Origin of the sequence: Burkholderia sp. 9120, assembly GCF_000745015.1 — a bacterium.
In the GTDB taxonomy this organism is placed as follows: domain Bacteria; phylum Pseudomonadota; class Gammaproteobacteria; order Burkholderiales; family Burkholderiaceae; genus Paraburkholderia.
Genome location: NZ_JQNA01000002.1, coordinates 364,174 through 382,910, shown reverse-complemented (window position 1 = coordinate 382,910; position 18,737 = coordinate 364,174). Strand labels below are relative to the sequence as shown.

19 protein-coding genes are annotated in these 18,737 nt (G+C 65.3%); 15 read left to right on the top strand and 4 right to left on the bottom strand.

The features are described from left to right. Window positions 1-143 precede the first annotated feature (143 nt). Window positions 144-1,322, top strand: coding sequence for an acetyl-CoA C-acyltransferase (locus FA94_RS09965; RefSeq protein ID WP_035550265.1), 1,179 nt, complete (start codon window positions 144-146; stop codon window positions 1,320-1,322). A 28-nt stretch (window positions 1,323-1,350) separates the two neighbouring features. Here the strand turns inward: FA94_RS09965 and FA94_RS09960 are convergent, their stop codons facing one another. Both FA94_RS09960 and FA94_RS09955 read right to left on the bottom strand, forming a co-directional pair. Beyond that, window positions 1,351-1,854 (bottom strand): LEA/WHy family protein, encoded by a 504-nt coding sequence (locus FA94_RS09960; RefSeq protein ID WP_035561810.1) that lies wholly within the window; start codon window positions 1,852-1,854, stop codon window positions 1,351-1,353. A gap of 70 nt (window positions 1,855-1,924) precedes the next feature. Next, on the bottom strand, window positions 1,925-2,302 hold the full coding sequence (locus FA94_RS09955; RefSeq protein ID WP_035550262.1) for a hypothetical protein: 378 nt from the start codon (window positions 2,300-2,302) through the stop codon (window positions 1,925-1,927). A 178-nt stretch (window positions 2,303-2,480) separates the two neighbouring features. Between FA94_RS09955 and FA94_RS09950 the strand changes: the two genes are divergently transcribed. From FA94_RS09950 to FA94_RS09930, 5 genes are all read left to right on the top strand, one after another. Next, window positions 2,481-3,995 carry an aminotransferase-like domain-containing protein gene (locus tag FA94_RS09950; protein WP_035561807.1) on the top strand — a complete coding sequence of 505 codons (1,515 nt, stop codon included), beginning with the start codon at window positions 2,481-2,483 and terminating at the stop codon, window positions 3,993-3,995. Window positions 3,996-4,097: 102 nt separating this feature from the next. Continuing rightward, window positions 4,098-4,583, top strand: a complete 486-nt coding sequence (locus tag FA94_RS09945; protein WP_035550259.1) for a PaaI family thioesterase — start codon at window positions 4,098-4,100, stop codon at window positions 4,581-4,583. A 150-nt stretch (window positions 4,584-4,733) separates the two neighbouring features. Further along, window positions 4,734-5,732 (top strand): NADP-dependent oxidoreductase, encoded by a 999-nt coding sequence (locus FA94_RS09940; RefSeq protein ID WP_035550256.1) that lies wholly within the window; start codon window positions 4,734-4,736, stop codon window positions 5,730-5,732. 19 nt (window positions 5,733-5,751) lie between these two features. After that, complete coding sequence (locus FA94_RS09935; protein ID WP_035550253.1) at window positions 5,752-6,702, top strand: SDR family oxidoreductase; 951 nt, start codon at window positions 5,752-5,754, stop codon at window positions 6,700-6,702. A gap of 106 nt (window positions 6,703-6,808) precedes the next feature. Continuing rightward, entirely contained in the window at window positions 6,809-7,768 is a 960-nt protein-coding gene (locus FA94_RS09930) for an alpha/beta hydrolase (protein ID WP_035550251.1), read from the top strand. 190 nt (window positions 7,769-7,958) lie between these two features. Here FA94_RS09930 and FA94_RS09925 read toward each other — a convergent pair whose 3' ends face one another. Both FA94_RS09925 and ygfZ read right to left on the bottom strand, forming a co-directional pair. Beyond that, complete coding sequence (locus FA94_RS09925) at window positions 7,959-8,804, bottom strand: NRDE family protein (protein ID WP_035550246.1); 846 nt, start codon at window positions 8,802-8,804, stop codon at window positions 7,959-7,961. 23 nt (window positions 8,805-8,827) lie between these two features. Beyond that, the gene (gene ygfZ / locus FA94_RS09920) at window positions 8,828-9,907 is read right to left on the bottom strand and encodes a CAF17-like 4Fe-4S cluster assembly/insertion protein YgfZ (protein ID WP_035550243.1); all 1,080 of its coding nucleotides are present in this window, start codon (window positions 9,905-9,907) and stop codon (window positions 8,828-8,830) included. Between the two features lie 78 nt (window positions 9,908-9,985). Between ygfZ and mltG the strand changes: the two genes are divergently transcribed. From mltG to otsA, 9 genes are all read left to right on the top strand, one after another. Continuing rightward, on the top strand, window positions 9,986-10,996 hold the full coding sequence (mltG, locus tag FA94_RS09915) for an endolytic transglycosylase MltG (RefSeq protein WP_035561806.1): 1,011 nt from the start codon (window positions 9,986-9,988) through the stop codon (window positions 10,994-10,996). Beyond that, window positions 10,996-11,616, top strand: coding sequence for a dTMP kinase (tmk, locus tag FA94_RS09910; RefSeq protein ID WP_035550239.1), 621 nt, complete (start codon window positions 10,996-10,998; stop codon window positions 11,614-11,616). Before mltG ends, tmk begins: the two co-directional genes overlap by 1 nt. A gap of 94 nt (window positions 11,617-11,710) precedes the next feature. Beyond that, on the top strand, window positions 11,711-12,745 hold the full coding sequence (locus FA94_RS09905) for a DNA polymerase III subunit delta' (protein ID WP_035550237.1): 1,035 nt from the start codon (window positions 11,711-11,713) through the stop codon (window positions 12,743-12,745). A gap of 77 nt (window positions 12,746-12,822) precedes the next feature. After that, window positions 12,823-13,356: a GNAT family N-acetyltransferase gene (locus tag FA94_RS09900; protein ID WP_035550234.1), complete on the top strand. Its 534-nt coding sequence runs from the start codon at window positions 12,823-12,825 to the stop codon at window positions 13,354-13,356. Between the two features lie 77 nt (window positions 13,357-13,433). Then, complete coding sequence (locus tag FA94_RS09895; RefSeq protein ID WP_035550231.1) at window positions 13,434-14,225, top strand: TatD family hydrolase; 792 nt, start codon at window positions 13,434-13,436, stop codon at window positions 14,223-14,225. A 53-nt stretch (window positions 14,226-14,278) separates the two neighbouring features. Beyond that, the gene (locus FA94_RS09890; RefSeq protein ID WP_035550228.1) at window positions 14,279-15,034 is read left to right on the top strand and encodes an ankyrin repeat domain-containing protein; all 756 of its coding nucleotides are present in this window, start codon (window positions 14,279-14,281) and stop codon (window positions 15,032-15,034) included. 280 nt (window positions 15,035-15,314) lie between these two features. Then, on the top strand, window positions 15,315-15,671 hold the full coding sequence (locus FA94_RS09885) for a Rap1a/Tai family immunity protein (protein ID WP_035550226.1): 357 nt from the start codon (window positions 15,315-15,317) through the stop codon (window positions 15,669-15,671). A 191-nt stretch (window positions 15,672-15,862) separates the two neighbouring features. Further along, entirely contained in the window at window positions 15,863-17,107 is a 1,245-nt protein-coding gene (locus FA94_RS09880; RefSeq protein ID WP_035550224.1) for a mechanosensitive ion channel family protein, read from the top strand. 164 nt (window positions 17,108-17,271) lie between these two features. Further along, entirely contained in the window at window positions 17,272-18,684 is a 1,413-nt protein-coding gene (gene otsA / locus FA94_RS09875) for an alpha,alpha-trehalose-phosphate synthase (UDP-forming) (RefSeq protein ID WP_035550221.1), read from the top strand. The last annotated feature ends 53 nt before the right edge of the window (window positions 18,685-18,737 follow it).

The following is an 18,737-nucleotide window of genomic DNA, read 5'->3' as shown; positions in this document are numbered from 1 at the left end:
TGTCCGCAAACTGCCGTACGGCGAAGTGCCGGCACGCCACCATCGACATCGGGAAGGTCCGACCAACTTGTAGGGGACGAGAGTCAGCGCTAATGCGCCCACTCTGACCAATACGCTCACTCTCGTCGAAACAGGAGATTTGCATGACTGACGCCGTAATCGTATCGACCGCCCGCACGGGCCTCGCCAAATCCTGGCGCGGCGGTTTCAACATGACGCACGGCGCGACGCTCGGCGGCCACGTGACGCAGGCCGCGGTCGAGCGCGCGAACCTCGATCCGGCGCGCGTCGAAGACGTGATCATGGGCTGCGCCAATCCGGAAGGCGCGACGGGCATGAACATCGCGCGGCAGATCGCGCTGCGCGGCGGCCTGCCGGTCAGCGTGCCGGGCATGACGGTGAACCGCTTCTGTTCGTCGGGCTTGCAGACCATCGCGCTCGCCGCGCAACGCGTGATCGCCGGTGAAGGCGACGTGTTCGTCGCGGGCGGCGTGGAATCGATCTCGTGCGTGCAGAACGAGATGAACCGCCACATGATGACCGAAGGCTGGCTTAGCCAGCACAAGCCGGAAATCTACTGGTCGATGCTGCAGACCGCGGAAAACGTTGCCAGGCGCTATTCGATTTCGAAGGAACGTCAGGACGAATACGGCGTGCGCTCGCAGCAACGCGCCGCGGCCGCGCTCGAAGCCGGCAAGTTCAAGGACGAGATCGTGCCGTTGACGGTGCTGGCCGGCGTCGCCGATAAAGCGAGCGGCCGGTTGTTCACGAAAGAAGTCACCGTTAGCAGCGACGAAGGCATTCGCGCCGACACCACGCTCGAAGGCGTGTCGAAGATCCGTACCGCGATGCCGGGTGGCGTCGTGACGGCGGGCAATGCGAGCCAGTTTTCGGACGGCGCGTCGGCCTGCGTGGTGATGAACGCGAAGGTCGCGGAGCGTGAAGGCCTGCAGCCGCTGGGGATTTTCCGCGGCTTCGCGGTGGCCGGTTGCGAGCCGGACGAAATGGGTATCGGGCCGGTGTTCGCGGTGCCGAAGCTACTCAAGCAGGCCGGTTTGAAGGTCGAGGACATCGACCTGTGGGAACTGAACGAGGCGTTCGCGGTGCAGGTGCTGTATTGCGCCGACAAGCTCGGTATTCCGCACGATCGCCTGAACGTGAACGGCGGCGCGATCGCGGTCGGCCATCCGTACGGCGTGTCGGGCGCGCGGCTGACCGGCCATGCGCTGATCGAAGGCAAGCGGCGCGGCGCGAAGCTGGTGGTCGTGACGATGTGTATCGGCGGCGGCCAGGGCGCGGCGGGGTTGTTCGAAGTGGTGTGAGGCTGTTTGCCAGCCCGGTGTGCCAACCTTAAGGCATTGCCATGCCGAGCGCCGGCAGGCTCAAGGTCCCTTGATCGACGAAACGTGTCGTGCTCGTCAAGCCGCCCGCGAGCTTGCCGCGCAGCAGGTAGGGAATTTGCCCCGACTGCGCGACGCCCGCGAACGCGAAGGCCTGGCGCACCGCGGCGAAGGCCGGCACGGTCAGCGGCACGTTGACGACGGTTTCGCCGTAGCGCGGCACCGTGCCGCCCTGATCGCTGACGCCGCTGGCGAACGGCTTGCCGTTCAGTTCGAGCGCGAGGGATACGCCGTCGAAGCTCACCGCCGATTCATTGGGGTTCTGCACCCGCAGTTTGACGTTGAAGCGCATTTCGAGGCCCTGGCTGTCGATCGGTTCGATGCCGGCCACGTTCACGCGCAACGGGTCGCCGCCGAACAGGCTGGCGCAACCGTTGAGCGTCAGCGTGACGACGGCGCCGAGGGCGGCCAGACGAACGGGACGGCTGGACAGCAACGCGCGAAGAAAGGACATGACCGGCACCTCGAAGGAAGCGGGTTGGATCATGCATTGTACTGGGCAACGATGAGCCGGACGGCGCGTGTCAGGCGGTGCGTCGCCACCAGGTTTTGACGAGCCCGGCCAGCGATTGCGGCGCCTGGCGCATCAGGTCGTACAGGTTGTTTTGCAAGCGCGGGGGCTGCAACACGAACGCCGCCGCGTGCCCCTGCACCGCGCTGATCGACACGACGCCGCGTTGCGGCGTTACGAAACACTCGCCTTCCTGCAAGCTGATCGTAGTGACGGGCACGGCGTCGCCGAGCCAGGCCAGCGAGTGATCGCGCAACTGCAGTTGCAGCGCGCCTTCCACCGCCACGATCGCGGTGCGCGCGCGCAGGTCGTGCAGGGCCAGTTGACCGGCGGGCAGGCGCGAGGGCACGGCGTCGCGAGAGGACAAGGCGCGAGGTTGACGGAGCGACATGAGCGATTCCTTTAAACCGTTTTCATGCCACACAGCTTAGGGAGTCCGTCGACGTGAAAACAGCCGCAACGCCTGACTATCTGAACCGGTGCAGTAGGGCCATTCAGCGTGCTGTATCGGTCCGAATGGCGCCGATGTGTATCTGTTGCAGCACGCGAACAGTCCGCACTATCGTCGCATGACACAGTCCACTTCCTTGCAAGACAGCTCGCCGTCGGCGGAGCGCGCGGCGGATAGCCAGCCGCTCTATCGGCAACTGGCCGACCAATACCGTCGCGCGATCGGCAACGGCGTGCTGCGCCCGGGCGACCGCATGCCGTCGATGCGCGCATTCATGCAGCGCCACAGCGTGAGTCTCGCGACGGCGACCGAAAGCTACCGCGTGCTCGAACGCGCCGCGCTGATCGACGCCCGGCCGCGTGCCGGCTATTTCGTGCGGGTGCCGCCCGCCGCCGCGTTGCCGGCCGCCGCCGAACCGGACGCGGCGGATCTCGCCTTGCAGCCGGGCGCCGCGCAATTCGTCGGGATTCACTCGACGATTTCGGCGATCGTGTCCAAATACCGGCGCTATCCGGACGCGCTCAATCTGGGCGGCTCGACCGCGTCGCCCGATCTCTATCCGACCGCGGCGCTGCAGAAAACCGCGCTGCGCGCGTTGCGCCGGCAGCCCACCTTGCTGACCGCCACCGGCCACGATCACGGCGATCCGGCGTTGCGTGCGGTGATTGCGCGGCGCGTGCTCGAGGCCGGCATCCAGATCGGCGCGGACGACGTCATCATGACCCATGGCGGTATCGAAGCGATGAACCTCGCGTTGCGCGCCGTGACTCAACCGGGCGACACCGTCGCGGTCGAGTCGCCGTGTTTTTTCGGCCTGCTGCAGGCACTGGAAAGCCTCGGTTTACGCGCGCTCGAAATTCCCGCCAGTCCGAGCACCGGTCTTGCCGTCGAAGCGCTGGCGTTCGCGCTGCACACGCATCCCGACATCAAGGCCGTGGTGGTCGTGCCGCACCTGCAGAACCCGCTCGGCAGCGTGATGCCCGACGCACACAAGGCCAGACTCGTCGAACTGTGCTCGCAGGCCGGCATTGCGTTGATCGAGGACGATCCGTATCGCGAACTCGTCGACGCGGCGTCGTCGCCGCGCTCGCTCAAGGCCTGGGACACCGACGGCACCGTGATCCACTGCACGTCGTTCAACAAGACGCTGGCGCCCGGCTTGCGGGTCGGCTGGATCAACGGCGGCCGCTGGCATCCGCGTGTCGGCATGCTGAAGTTCGCGCAGTCGCGTCATAACGAGCCTTTGGCGCAAGTCGTGCTCGCCGAATTTCTGGAAACCAGCGCGTATGAGCGGCATTTGCGGCGCTTGCGCGACCGGCTGCGGATTCAGCGCGAGCGGATGGCGGCGGCGATTGCCGCGTCGTTTCCGGACGGCACGCGTTTCACGCCGCCGGGCGGCGGGATGTTTTTCTGGATCGAGCTGCCGCGCGAGGTGTCGTCGGCGGCGTTCTTCGAGGCCGCTTTGCGCGATGGCATTCGCGTGATGCCCGGCACCGTGTATTCGAACGCGGGACGCTTCGATCATTTCATTCGCCTGAGTTGTCCGAGTACGGATATCGAGCAGGCCGACGAGGCGGTGCGCAAGCTCGGCCGACTCGCCACGCGGATGGCCACGCATGCGAAAACGCCATAGCGGGTATCATTTCCCGCTGCTGATCGCCGAACCCGCACAACCCGCTCGACCCGTATCGCGTCGTGATTCATCGCGCGTCGAGCACGAATTCAGATAACCGCAATGACCGATTCAACTTCATCCAAAGCCAATAGCGCGACCTTGCCCGAGAGTCCGTTCGTCGACCGGCTCGGCGCGCAGCTCGTGTCCGCGGCGGACGGCGTCAGCGAAGTCGTACTGCCGCTGCAGCCCGATCATATGAACACCTGGGACGTCGCGCACGGCGGCGTCACGATGACGCTCGCCGACGTCGCGCTAGCCATGGCCGCGCGCAGTCTGGCCGGCGACGGTGTGGGCGTGGTCACCGTCGAAATGAAGGTGAACTTCATGCAACCGGGCCGCGGCGAGTTGCGCGCGACCGGTCGCGTGCTGCATCGCTCGACCACCATGGCCTATTGCGAAGGCGAGATTCGCGACAGCGAAGGGCACTTCGTTGCCAAGGCGCTCGGCACGTTCAAATACATGCGACGCCTCGCGGTGGGCCGCGAGGTGACGCAGCAACGCTTGCGCAGCGACCCGTCGGCGAAACCCGGTCCGAGCGACGGTTGATTGCCCGCGGCGTGCAGGTGCACCGACGTGTCTGTGTATCTGCATGTGCTGTCCGAACACCGTGCGCGCCGCGTCGCTTTTGCTTCTTGCGACTAGCACCCGTTTCAAATTACTCGCCGATCAAACCGGCAACTCATGGAGACGAACGACATGCCCCAGATCAACCGTCAACTCGTGCTGGCTTCGCGTCCGCAAGGCGCCGTCACGCCGGACAATTTCAGGCTCGTCGAGACGCCGCTCGCACCGCTCGCCGACGGCGAATTGTGCGTGCGTAATCACTTCCTGTCGCTCGATCCGTACATGCGCGCCCGCATGAACGACAGCAAGTCGTACGCGGCGCCGCAGCCGCTGGACGAAGTGATGGTCGGCGGCACGGTCGGTGAAGTGGTGGAGTCGAAGAACCCGAAATTCGCGGTAGGCGACAAGGTCATCGCGATGTTCGGCTGGCAGGAATACGGCGTCTCGAACGGCGCGGGCGTGCAGAAAGTGGACGATACGCATGTGCCGCTGTCGGCCTATCTCGGACCGGTCGGCATGCCCGGCGTCACCGCGTGGTACGGGCTGAACCGCATCATCGCGCCGAAGGCGGGCGAGACCGTGGTGGTCAGCGCGGCGAGCGGCGCGGTGGGCAGCGTGGTCGGGCAACTGGCGAAGCTGGCCGGCGCGCGCGCGGTCGGCATTGCGGGCGGTGCAGACAAGTGTCGCTATGTGGTCGAGACGCTCGGCTTCGACGCCTGCGTCGACTACAAGGCCGGCAATCTGTATCAGGACCTCAAGGCGGTGACGCCGGACGGCGTGGACGGTTACTTCGAGAACGTCGGCGGTGAAGTGCTTGATGTGACGCTGGCGCGCATGAATGCGTTCGGCCGGATCGCGCTGTGCGGGTTTATCGCGGGCTACGACGGCCAGCCGTTGCCGCTCAAGCATCCTTCGCTGATGCTCACGCAGCGTTTGCTGGTGCAAGGCTTTATCGTCAGCGAGCATATGGAAGTGTGGCCGGAAGCGCTGAAGCAGCTCGGCACGCTGGTCGCGCAGAACAAGCTGCAGTATCGCGAGACCGTCGCGCAAGGTCTGGACGCGGCGCCCGAGGCATTCATGGGACTGCTCAAAGGCAAGAATTTCGGCAAGCAACTCGTCAAGCTGATCTGAGCCAACCAGGGGGCGCACGATGTTCGAATTCACAGGCAAGGTGGCGGTGATCACCGGCGCGGCGAGCGGCTTCGGCCGTGCGTTCGCGGACAAGGGCGCGGCGCTTGGCATGAAGCTCGTGCTGGCCGACGTGAATCCCGAGGCGCTCGCGCAAACCGTCGACGCCTTGCGCGCCGGCGGCGCCGAAGTGATCGGCGTGCCGACCGACGTCGCCAGCGCGGCCCAGGTCGAAGCGCTCGCGCAGGCGGCGCTCGACGCGTTCGGCAAGGTGCATCTGCTGTTCAACAACGCGGGCGTGGGCTCGGGCGGCTTCCTGTGGGAAAGCTCGGTGAACGACTGGTCGTGGGTGTTCGGCGTCAACGTGATGGGCGTCGCGCACGGCGTGCGTGTTTTCACGCCGATCATGCTGGCGCAGAACGAGCCGGCGCATATCGTCAATACGGCGTCCGTGGCGGGCTTGCTGTCGCCGCCCGCGATGGGCATCTACAACGCGTCGAAGCATGCGGTGGTGTCGCTCACCGAGACGCTGTATCACGATCTGCAACTGGCGCAGGCGGCTCAGGTGACGCAAGCGGCGCAGGCGGCAGAAGCGGGGCAAGCGACGCAAGGTGTGCAAGGTGCCGGTGCGGCTGGTGCTCTGGTGGGCTGTTCGCTGTTGTGCCCGGCCTTCGTGCCGACCGGTATCGCCAACGCCGAACGCGCGCGCCCCGCAACACTGCGCAACGACAGCGGCCCGACCCGCTCGCAGATCGCCGCGGGCAAGCAACTGCATCGCGCGGTGCAGTCGGGCAAGCTGAGCGCCGCCGACGTCGCCGATATCACCTTCGAAGCGATCGCCGCACGGCGTTTCTACATCATCACGCACCCGGGCATCATGGCGACGGTGGAACTGCGCCATGAGGATATCGAGCATTTGCGCAACCCGACCGATCCGATGTCGCTGAAGCCCGAAGTGAAGAACGCGGGTTAGGGGATCGCCAGCATGACCGGCGAGTTGCCGCATCGTGATGGGTTGCGATGCGAGGTTCGCCGGATCCTTTCTACTTTTTTGGCGCCTTTGCGCCGTTAGACGCACCATGCCGCTGAATCCGAAGATCGAGCAGGTGCTCGACATGATCGCGCGGGCCAAACGTCCGCCGCTTCATGAAATGACCGCGCAACAGGCGCGCGCGTCGTATGAAAAAAGCGCACCGATCCTGGAGATCGCCAGCGCGCCGATGTTCTCCGTCGACGATCTGCGCGTGCCCACGCGCGATGGCGCGACGATTCGCGCGCGTCTCTATTTTCCGGTCGAACCCGGCTGGGCTGAACCGGTTCCGGCGCTGGTGTATTACCACGGCGGCGGCTTCACGGTGGGCAGCGTCGACACGCACGACGCGCTATGCCGCATGTTCGCGCGCGATGGCGGCTGCGCGGTGTTGTCGGTGGATTACCGACTCGCGCCCGAGCACAAGTTTCCTACCGCGGTCGATGACGCGTTCGACGCGTTGCGCTGGTTGCACACGCACGCGGCGGAATACGGCATCGATGAAAACCGTTTGGCGGTGGGCGGCGATAGCGCGGGCGGCACGTTGGCGACGGTCTGCGCGGTGCTCGCACGCGACGCGGATATCGAACTCGCGCTGCAATTGCTGATTTACCCCGGCACGAGCAGCCATCAGCAAACGGAATCGCACGCGCGTCTGGCCAACGGATTTTTGCTGTCGGGCGAGACGATTCAATGGTTCTTCGATCACTACGTGCGCGACAGCAGCGATCGCGACGACTGGCGTTTCGCGCCGCTCGACGGCCAACGCGGCGCGCCCGCGTTCAGCGGCCTCGCGCCGGCCTGGATCGCGACCGCCGAATACGATCCGTTGAGCGACGAGGGCGACGCCTACGCGGAAAAGTTACGCGCCGCGGGCAACCTGGTCATGTTGCGACACTACCCGGGCATGATCCACGAGTTCTTCAAGATGGGCGGCTTTGTGCCCGATGTGGCGCAAGCGCATGCCGATGCCGCCGCGGCATTGCGCGGGGCGTTCGGCGTGGAGTAAGAGGTGGGGTGCGGTATGGCTGCGTGGCCTGGCGAGGTGGACTAGCGGCGTCGCCATTCAGATTGCAGCGTGTGTGACCGCTCTGCTTGCAACAGGCGAGCCGTCAGACTGCTTATCCGGCGATCTCAGGTTGCAGCGTGTCTGACCGCTGACCGCTCTGCCCGCAACAGGGGAGCCATCGGGCCGCTTATCAGGCGGTCTCGCGTTCAACATTGAACGCGAAGCTGCGCTCGAAGTCGCCGGGCCGCACGATCCGGTGCGAGCCGTTATCGTCGCTGCGCTCGGCCACGGCCACGCTGATCACATCGCCCTGCGCGGCCACGCGCAACGCGGTCGTGCCGCGCGTGCCGTATTCCGGCGTTTCGATAAACGCCGCCGACAACGCCCGTTCGCGTTCCAGCGGAATACCGGTGGACGGCAATTCGTCGTCGCGTGCGAGGCGCGGGTCGCGCATCAGATCGATCAGCCGTTCGAGCGGCGGCATGGTCTGGGTTGCGAGCAGGGCGCCCAGTTCCGCGCGCTTGTTGACGAGCTTCGGCCACGCGGTATCGAGCACCGCGTTCGAAATGCCATGCGTGCCCGCTGCGAGCAGCGCGGGCGCCAGCGACGAACGGTTGCAGTACCAGCCGAGTTCGCGGCGTGTCCAGTCGCCCACCAGCAGGTTGAAGCCGTTGTAGATCTCGCCGGTTTGCGCGACGTGTTGCAGATAGGCGAGCGGCGTGTCGAGCGGCTGACCGTGTGCGTCGCGCGCGGCGCCGCTCAGCCAGTCGCTGACGAGTGTGCCGCGGGTCGGCGCGTCCGCGCGCATTTCATGCGGTGCGCGGTAATTGGTCAGCGCGGCAAAACGGCCGTCGCGCGACACGCCGAGCCACGTGCCGCCGCCCACCAGATCGCGGCCGGCCAGCACGGCTGGCGCGTCGTGCCACCAACTGACGGGTTCGGCGGTGCGGCGAAGAAATTCGTCGCGGTTCGCGGCGAGCGTGAAGAGCGGGCCGTCGACCGCATCGGGTCGCCAGTCGAAGACGATCAGGCACATCGGGGGAGGGTCTCCTTTGCCGCTCAAACTTCAGTCGGCAACCCATACGGCAGCGGCAGAAACCGCAACCCCGCACCTTCCGCCGCGCCCAGATGCACCGAGCCGTTTTCCAGCGCGGCGAGCTTGATCTCCACCAGCAGATCGACGCCGCCTTCCGGCGCCGATGCCGCATTCACGACCATCCCACACGGCTGACCCGGATCGTCCGAGTGAAACAGCTCCGCGCCCGCCTTGACCGTGTCCAGTTCGCCGGCCACATTCGCCAGCGACGTGCGCCGCTTGATCGTGCCGCGATACTGGCTGCGTGCCACGACTTCCTGACCCGGATAGCAGCCTTTGCGGAAGTTCACCGCGCCGAGCACGTCGAAATTGACCATTTGCGGCACGAACTGCTCAACCACCGGCAGGGTGATGCGCGGTTCGCCGGCGCGAATGTCGAGCCAGTCCCACACTGCCGGCGACACGCGTTTGAGCTTGTCCTCTAAAGCCGGCAGATGCGCTTCGATCTGCGCCTTCGGGCCGATCCACAGATAACGCAGCCGCTCGAGCGCGTCCGGCACGCGAATCAGCGAGCCCGCCGGGCCGTCCACCTTCACATGCACGCCGTCCGGCAGCGCGTCGAACACGCCCGACAGCGCATGACGCACGTCGCCGGCGAGGCCGATCACCGCGACTTCGCCGCTCGCGTCCACCAGTTTGGCCTTGGCGCGCAGCACGAACATCGACAGCCGTTTTTGCACCGCGGCCTGCACGTCTTTCGACACCAGCAGGCGGATCGCCTCGCCGCTGCGCCACGTCAGGAACGACGCCAGGAGCCGGCCCTTGGCCGAGCAATAGCCGGCCAGCCGCGCGTTGGCGGCGTCGAGATGCTGGGTGTCGTTGGTGAGCTGGCCGTGCAGGAAGCTCGCCGCGTCGTCGCCGATCGTGTCGATCACGCCGAACTGCGTGAGCGGCATGTAGGCGCCGTGCTGGACGACGGCGTCGAATTCATCGGCGGACGGACGCGGCAGCACGGGCAGCGCGACGGACGAAGCCGGCGCGGCGGCAGCAGCGGAAGGGTTGACTGAGGCAGTGCCTGAAGCGGTAGCGAGCGGTGTGTTCATGGATTCGGAGAACAGTCAATTCTGACTTTAGCTAAGGCAAACAAGTATTATATGCAGTCCACTCCTGTCCCGTTCGGCATGTCCCTCCTGAAGAAATGTTTCGTCGCCGGCTCACTCGTCGTTGTGCTGGCCGTAGCCGCCGTTGCAGCCGGCTATCACTGGGCCACCAGCCCGCTCGATCTGAACCCCGCGCAACTCGACGTCACCGTCAAACCGCACAGCAGCCTGCGCAGCGTCACCTTGCAACTGAATCGCGGCGGCGTGCCGGTCGAGCCGGAACTGTTCGTCGCCATGACGCGGCTGCTGGGGTTGCAGAGTGAGCTGAAATCGGGCAACTACGAGTTCAAGACCGGCGTGAGCCCGTATGAAGTGCTGCAAAAGATCGCGCGCGGCGACGTCAACGAATACGTGGCGACCATTATCGAAGGCTGGACCTTCAAGCGCATGCGCGCCGAACTGGACGCCAATCCGGCGCTCAAGCACGACACGGCCGGCCTGAGCGACGCCGATCTGATGACGGCGATCGGCGCGCCGGAAGCGTCGATCGGTAACGGCGAGGGGCTGTTTTTCCCCGACACCTATCTGTTCGACAAGAACACCAGCGACCTCGACGTGTACCGCCGCGCGTATCACCTGATGCGTCAGCGTCTGGACGAAGCGTGGCTCGCGCGCTCGCCGAACCTGCCGTACAAGACGCCGTACGACGCGCTGACCATGGCGTCGATTATCGAAAAGGAGACCGGCAAGCCGTCTGACCGGCCGATGGTGGCGGCGGTGTTCGCCAACCGTCTGCGGGTGGGCATGCCGTTGCAGACCGACCCGACCGTGATCTACGGCATGGGCGACAGTTACACGGGGCGAATCCGCAAGAAAGACCTGCAGACGGACACTCCCTACAATACCTACACCCGGATGGGTTTGCCGCCTACGCCCATCTCGCTGCCCGGTGTCGCATCGCTGCAGGCGGCGATGAACCCGGCGCAAAGCACCGCGCTGTATTTCGTGTCGCGCGGCGACGGCAGCAGCATCTTTTCCGACAACCTCGGCGATCACAACAAGGCCGTGGACAAATACATTCGAGGGCAATGATGGCGCGGGGCAAATTCATTACGTTTGAGGGCATAGACGGCGCCGGCAAGACCACGCATCTGAGCTGGTTCCGCGAGCGCCTCGAGCACAAGGTGGCGAGCACGGGCCGCGCGGTGGTCATGACGCGCGAACCGGGCGGCACGCCGCTCGGTGAGCAGATTCGCGAGATCGTGCTGCATCAGAAGATGGACCTCGAAACCGAGGCGCTGCTGATGTTCGCACTGCGCCGCCAGCATCTGGCCGAAGTGATCGAGCCGGCGCTCGCGCGCGGCGACTGGGTGCTGTCGGACCGTTTCACCGACGCGACCTTCGCCTACCAGGGCGGCGGCCGCGGGCTGCCGCGCGACAAGCTGGAAACGCTGGAGCGCTGGGTGCAGGGCGGTTTTCAGCCGGATATGACGGTGCTGTTCGACCTCGACCCGGAAGTCGCCGACGAACGGCGCAGCGCGGTGCGCGATCCGGATCGTTTCGAGAGTGAATCGACGGCGTTCTTCAACCGCACCCGCAGCGAATATCTGCGTCGCGCGGAAGAGGCGCCTTACCGGTTCGCTATCATTGACTCTTCGCAGACCATCGCGCGCATTCAGAAGCAGCTTGAAGAGTTGATTGCAGTTCTTTGATTTTAAAAGAATATAACCCTGGTTTATAGCGGTCGGCAAAGTTCGAGTGGCATCTCGCTTTACTTCGCTAGCCGATTGATTTCAAAGAGAAACGATGATTTATCCGTGGCAAGCCGATGACTGGAACCGCCTGCAACAATTGCGCGGCCACTGGCCGCATGCGTTGTTGCTGCATGGACAAGGCGGCATCGGCAAGCTGCGCTTCGCGCAGCATCTCGCGCAGGGGTTCCTGTGCGAGGCGCAGCTGGCCAACGGCGAGCCGTGCGGTGCCTGCGTGGCCTGCAACTGGTTCACCCAGGGCAACCATCCGGATTACCGGATCGTCGTGCCCGAGGCGCTGGCCGCCGAAGCCGGCCTGAACAGCGCCGCGGACGAAAAAGCGGACAAGGCCGACGCCGACGAAGGCAAAAAGACCCGCGCGCCCAGCAAGGAAATCAAGATCGAGCAGATTCGCGGCTTGCTCGACTTCGTCGGCGTGGGATCGCATCGCGGCGGCGCGCGCGTGGTGGTGCTGTATCCGGCCGAAGCGCTGAACATCGCCGCGGCCAACGCGCTGCTGAAAACGCTCGAAGAACCGCCGGCGGGCGTGATGTTCCTGATGGTGTCGGCGCGGATCGACCGTCTGCTGCCCACCATCATCAGCCGTTGCCGCCAATGGCCGATGAGCGTGCCGGCGCCGGAACTGGCCGCGACATGGCTGGCCGCGCAGGGCGTGGCCGACGCGCCCGCGTTGCTCGCCGAAGCCGGCGGCGCGCCGCTCGCGGCACTTGCGCTCGCCAGCGACGAGAACCGCGCACTGCGCGACTGGACTCTCAAGCAACTGGCCGCCGGCCCCGGGTGCGATGCGTTCGCCTGCGGCGAGGCGCTGCAGAAGCTGCCGGTGCCGCTGGTGCTCGGCTGGCTGCAACGCTGGATGTACGATCTGCTGGCGCAGCGCACCGCGGGCGCGCCGCGTTATTTCCCGCAGGCTTCGGCGGCGTTGACGCGCTGCGCGTCGCAGGCGGACGCCAGCGCGTTCGCGCGTTTCATGCGGACCGTGACGCGTCAACGCGCTGTCGAGAACCATCCGCTGAATGCGCGGCTGGTGTTCGAGGAGCTGTTTCTCGGCTACCGCGAGTTGTTCGCGTAGGGCCGCTGCGGTTTTTAAGCCCCGTTTGGGTCCGTTCGGGTCTTCTCCCTGACTATCTACCTCACGTTCAACGCACCATGAGCCTTGCCTACCGCGATGCCACGCTCGACGATCTGCCCGCCATCGTCGCTATTTACAACTCGACCGTGCCGTCGCGGCAAGTCACCGCCGACCTCGAACCGGTCAGCGTCGAAAGCCGTCTGGCGTGGTTTCACGCGCACGGCCCGCATAAGCGTCCGTTGTGGGTGGTGGAAGATTCGCAGCAGCCCGGCCGCGTGATCGCCTGGTTGAGCTTTTCGGATTTCTACGGCCGGCCGGCCTATCTGCGCACGGCGGAAGTCAGCATTTATCTCGACGAAAGCGCCCGTGGCCACGGCCTCGGCAAGCAACTGCTGGCGGCGTCGCTGGCGGCCGCGCCGGCGCTCGGCATCGACACGGTGCTGGGTTTCATCTTCGGCCACAATGATGCGAGCTTGCGGCTGTTCCGCGGCTTCGGCTTCGACACGTGGGGTTCGTTGCCGCGCGTAGCCGTGCTCGACGACGTGGAGCGCGATCTGGTGATTCTCGGCAAACGCCTCGACGCGCCGACGGAAGCCGCCGAAGTCGAATAAACCCGACCAGGAGCGACTAATAAGGCCGACCGAAGCCGCCCGATTCACCTCACGCCATTTTTACGCAGGACCTCACCATGTTTGTCGATTCGCACTGCCACATCAACTTCGAAGGACTCGCCGACCGCCTGCCGCAGGTGCTCGAGAATATGCGCAGCCATTCGGTCACGCATGCGCTGTGCGTGTCGGTCGATCTGGAGACGTTGCCGTCGGTGCTGGAGATCGCCAGCCAGCACGACAACGTCTACGCGTCGGTGGGCGTGCATCCGGATCACGAGGACATGCGCGAGCCGAGTCTGGCCGAGCTGATCGAACTGGCCGCGCATCCGAAGGTGGTGGCGATCGGCGAGACCGGACTCGACTACTACCGTCTGGAAGGCCGCACGATCGCCGACATGGAGTGGCAGCGCGAGCGCTTTCGCACGCATATCCGCGCGGCGCATGCCACGGGCAAGCCGTTGATCATCCACACGCGCTCGTCGTCGGAAGACACGCTGCGCATCATGGCCGAGGAGCGCGCGAGCGAGCCGGGCGGCGTGATGCATTGTTTCACCGAGCCGTGGGCCGTCGCCGAACAGGCGCTGGCGCAGAATTTTTACATTTCGCTGTCGGGCATCGTCACGTTCAAGAGCGCGACCGACGTGCAGGACGTCGCGCGCCGCGTGCCGCTCGAGCGTCTGCTGATCGAAACCGATTCGCCGTACCTCGCGCCCGTGCCGTATCGCGGCAAGCCCAATGAACCTGCGTACGTGAGTTATGTCGGACGCTACATCGCGCAGCAACGCGAGATGCCGGACACGGCGCTGGCCGCCGCGACGACGCAAAACTTTTTCCGGCTCTTCAAGATTCCCGTGCCGGCTGGCGTGTGACCTTATAAAGTCGATAAAATTCAAAAGGATAGGGAAGGTTCCTAAAGCACAATATGAGAAATATTCCGATGTCGATCGCTGCCATTCAAAAGACTTCCGCCGCGCGCACTGCGCGGGTTCCGGCGCGCCGCAGCGTGTTGCGCGCGTCGCGCGCGCTGCGCTCGGTGTTCGCGGCCACGCTGGCTTGCGTCACGTTGAGCACGCTGATCGCGTCGCCGGCTCAGGCCGCGCCGATCGACTCGCTGATCAAATCGGTCAAATTCGACGACGTCGACGGCGTCAACAAATTGTTCGCCAAGGGCATGGACCCGAACAGCGTCGATAACCAGGGCATTCCGCTGCTGGTGATCGCCGCGCGCGAAAAGTCGGACAAGGTGGGCGCCGCGCTGCTGGCGAATCCGAAGACCAACATCGAGATTCAGGACAAGGCCGGCGAGAACGCGATGATGATGGCCGCGCTGAACGGCGACCTCGATTTCGTCAACCAGTTGATCGCGAAGGACGCCGAAGTCAACAAGAAGGGCTGGGCGCCGCTGCACTACGCGGCCGCGAACGGCCACGACGACGTCGTCAAGGTGCTGCTCGATCATTCCGCGTATGTCGACGCCGGCTCGCCGAACGGCACCACGCCGCTGATGATGGCGGCGCGCGGCGGCCATGTGTCGACGGTGAAGCTGCTGCTCGACAACGGCGCGGATCTGACGGTGAAGAACCAGATCGGCCTGACGGCGCTCGATTTCGCGAAGACTTATAAAGAGCCGGACGTGGTTGAAGGGCTGACCGCGCGGCTGCAGCAGATGCAGAAGTAAAGGGCGCGGGAATGGGGAGCGCGCGCACAGCGCGCCGACGGGTAGAGGGCCGAGGTGCCGGAATGGCAAAGCACCAAGGCACCAAAGTACCGAAGTGCCGAAGCGTGAATGCGGCACAGCACCGTTCCCTCGTTCCCCGCACTTTTGCCTGTAGATAGCGCCAGTTGACGCGCTTGCGCTTCGCAAAACAGTGCAGAATGACGACTTTGGCGCGCCGCTTGAGCGCGCCGTCCGGATGCGGCGAAAGACCGCCTGATAAACGACCCTGGAAAGGAACACCATGCTGCGGGCTTTGATTTTCGCCAGCGCGCTCGCCGTACCACTATCGGCAGCCGCGTTCACGGGGGGCGACCTCAACAAGCTGTGCACCAAGACGGACGTGGCATCGCGCAGTGCATGCGCGGCTTATATCGAAGGCGCCGCCGACGGCATCTTCAATACCATCGACGCAATCGGCGGCACGACCGGGCCGCGAGTCGGCCAGTATTTCTGCTTGCCGCAGGACGCGCGCTCGGCGCAGTTGACCGACGCGGTGCGCAAGTACATCGCGGAAAATCCGATCGTCGCGGGCTATAACGCCAGCACGGCGATCTCGCTGGGGCTCGGCAAGGCGTTTCCTTGCAAGAGCGGTAATTGATCTGAATGACGTCGAGCGCCCGACGCGTGCTTAACGAGCGCGCGCCGGGCGCTTGGCGCTGATCGCGCTTTCTTCTCCGGCCTGGCACGATATGGGCTGAATCGGTCTGAAACCCGCCCCGGGTTTGTGTTCGACCCGCCGTCGTACGGCCCATCCATCCCTCTCCCTCAAGTCACGAGGACCATGCCCCCATGCCCACTCTCGACGACTTCGCCCGTATCGCCGAAGCGCCGCTGCATACCTGGCTCGGCGCGCTGATCGTGTCGGTCGTCGCGGCGCTGCTGGCGCTCGGCATCCAGCGGGTCGGCGCGCGCATCGTCACGCGCATCGCGCGGCCTTATCCGCTGACCAGCGTGGTGCTGCGCTATATCGACAAACCGTCGCGTCTGTTCCTCGTGATCCTCGCGCTTGAAGCCGTGTGGTGGGAGGCGCCCGATACGCTCACGTTCATCACGCCGCTGCGCGACGCCGCCGGCATCGCGATGATCGGCGCCATCACGTGGCTGTCGGTGCGCTCGGCGGCCGCGATCGGCGAGGCGATCATTCAGGCCCATCCGCTCGATACCGCCGACAACCTGCAGGCTCGCCGCATCCATACGCAGGCGCGCGTGCTGGCGCGTTCGGTGATGCTGGTGATCGTGATTATCGGTGTGGGCGGCGCGCTGATGACCTTCCCGAACGTCCGGCAGATCGGCGCGAGCCTGCTGGCGTCGGCGGGCGTCGCCGGATTGGTGGCCGGTATCGCGGCGCGGCCGGTGCTCGGCAATCTGATTGCCGGCCTGCAGATCGCGCTGTCGCAGCCGATCCGCCTCGACGACGTCGTCGTGATTCAGGGCGAGTGGGGGCGCATCGAGGAAATCACCGGCACATACGTGTCGGTGCGTCTGTGGGACCAGCGGCGGCTGATCGTGCCGCTGCAGTGGTTCATCGAAAATCCGTTCGCCAACTGGACGCGCAGCAGTTCGCAGATCATCGGCACGGTGTTTCTGTACGTCGATTACCGGATGCCGCTCGCGCCGCTGCGCGAGGAGCTGGCGCGCATCGTCGAGGCCGCGCCCGAGTGGGATCGCCGCGTGCAGGTGCTGCAGGTCACCGACGGCACCGAACGGTCGATGCAGTTGCGCGCGCTGGTCAGTTCGCTCGATTCGGGGCTGAACTGGGATTTGCGCTGCCGCGTGCGCGAGGGGCTGCTCGAATTTATCCAGCAGCACTATCCGCAGTACCTGCCGCGGGCGCGCGCCGACGTGTCGGCCGAACTCGAGAACGGCAAGGGCGAACCGCTCGACTGGGTGCCGCGCGGTTTGCATACGCCGGCCGGTAGCACGGTTGCGCATACCGAGGCCGATCCGGTGGCGAGCCGCAGCGGCCGGCTGCCGATGGCGGATGCAGACGCTGCGGCCCAGGCTGCGCAGGTGAAGGCGCAGGAAAAAGTCTGACGGAAGGGCGTGGCGTGGCCGTAGCTCGCCACCGCCAACCGTATTCATCCGCTTGCAGATCGATGCAACTGATCGGGCACTAAAGCGGTCGAATGGTCCACTGACTCACGAATCCGGCGCGGCAGGGGCGTGCTTCGCGCCGCACGAACCAAGGAGGACACATCATGGGCCGACTTATCGTCGTGTCGAATCGCGTCGCCACGCCGACGGAAACCAAGGGCTCGGCCGGCGGTCTCGCGGTCGGCGTATTCGGCGCGCTGAAAGACGCGGGCGGCGTGTGGTTCGGCTGGAGTGGCGACGTGGTCAGCGAGACCGTCGCCAATGCCGGTCCGACGCTGGAGCAGGACGGCGCGGTGACCTTCGCGACCGTCGGTCTCACACGCAAGGATTACGACCAGTACTACCGCGGATTTTCGAACGCGACGCTGTGGCCGGTATTCCACTACCGCAACGACCTCGCGCGCTACGAGCGCGAAGAATACGCGGGCTACCGGCGCGTCAACGCGTGGCTCGCGCACAAGCTGATCAAGCTGCTCGAACCCGACGACGTGATCTGGGTTCACGACTACCATCTGATCCCGTTCGCCGAAGCGTTGCGCAACGAGGGCATCACGAACCGCATCGGTTTCTTCCTGCACATTCCGTTTCCCGCGCCGCAGATTCTGCTCAACATTCCGCCGCATGAAGAGCTGGTGAAGTCGCTGTCGTGCTACGACCTGCTGGGCTTTCAGACCGCCACCGACGAACTCGCCTTCCACGACTACGCGACACGCCACGCGCGTGGCTCGGTGAGCGCGGACGGCCACGTCGAAGCATTCGGCCGCAAGCTGCGCACCGGCGTCTACCGGATCGGCGTGTTCCCGGATGAGATCGCCGAGCAGGCGCAGCGCTACGAAAGCCGCCAGCATGTGCTCGACCTCAAGCAGAGTCTCGAAGGACGCAAGCTGATCATGAGCGTCGACCGGCTCGATTATTCGAAAGGGCTGGTCGAACGCTTCCGGGCCTTCGAGCAATTGCTGGAGCGCTCGCCCGAATGGCGCGGCAACGTCACGCTCGTGCAGATCGCGCCGCCCACCCGTTCGGACGTCGTCACGTATCAGAAGATCCGCCAGGATCTGGAGTACGAAGCAGGGCGCATCAACGGTCGCTACTCGGGGCTCGACTACACGCCGATCCGTTATCTGAACCAGCAATACGATCGATGGAAACTGATGTCGCTGTTTCGCGAGTCGCAGATCGGTTTCGTGACGCCGTTGCATGACGGCATGAATCTGGTCGCGAAGGAATACGTCGCCGCGCAGAATCCGGACGATCCCGGCGTGCTGGTGCTGTCGATTTTCGCGGGCGCGGCGGCCGAGTTGAGCGGCGCGTTATTGGTCAATCCGCACGACGCAATCGGCATGTGCGAAGCGTTGCAGCGCGCGTTGCAGATGCCGCTCGACGCGCGCCAGCGGCGTCACGAGATCAACATGGCGGCGCTGCGCAAGAACGATCTCGGCGTGTGGCGCGATACGTTCCTGGAGGATTTGCGTAGCGTGCCGGTGCAGAAGCCGGGTAAGGGCGGCGGGCATCGGTGATGAGGCGTGTTGAACGGAAGGTTTTATCGCGCGGGCGGTCGCTCGCGTTGCGC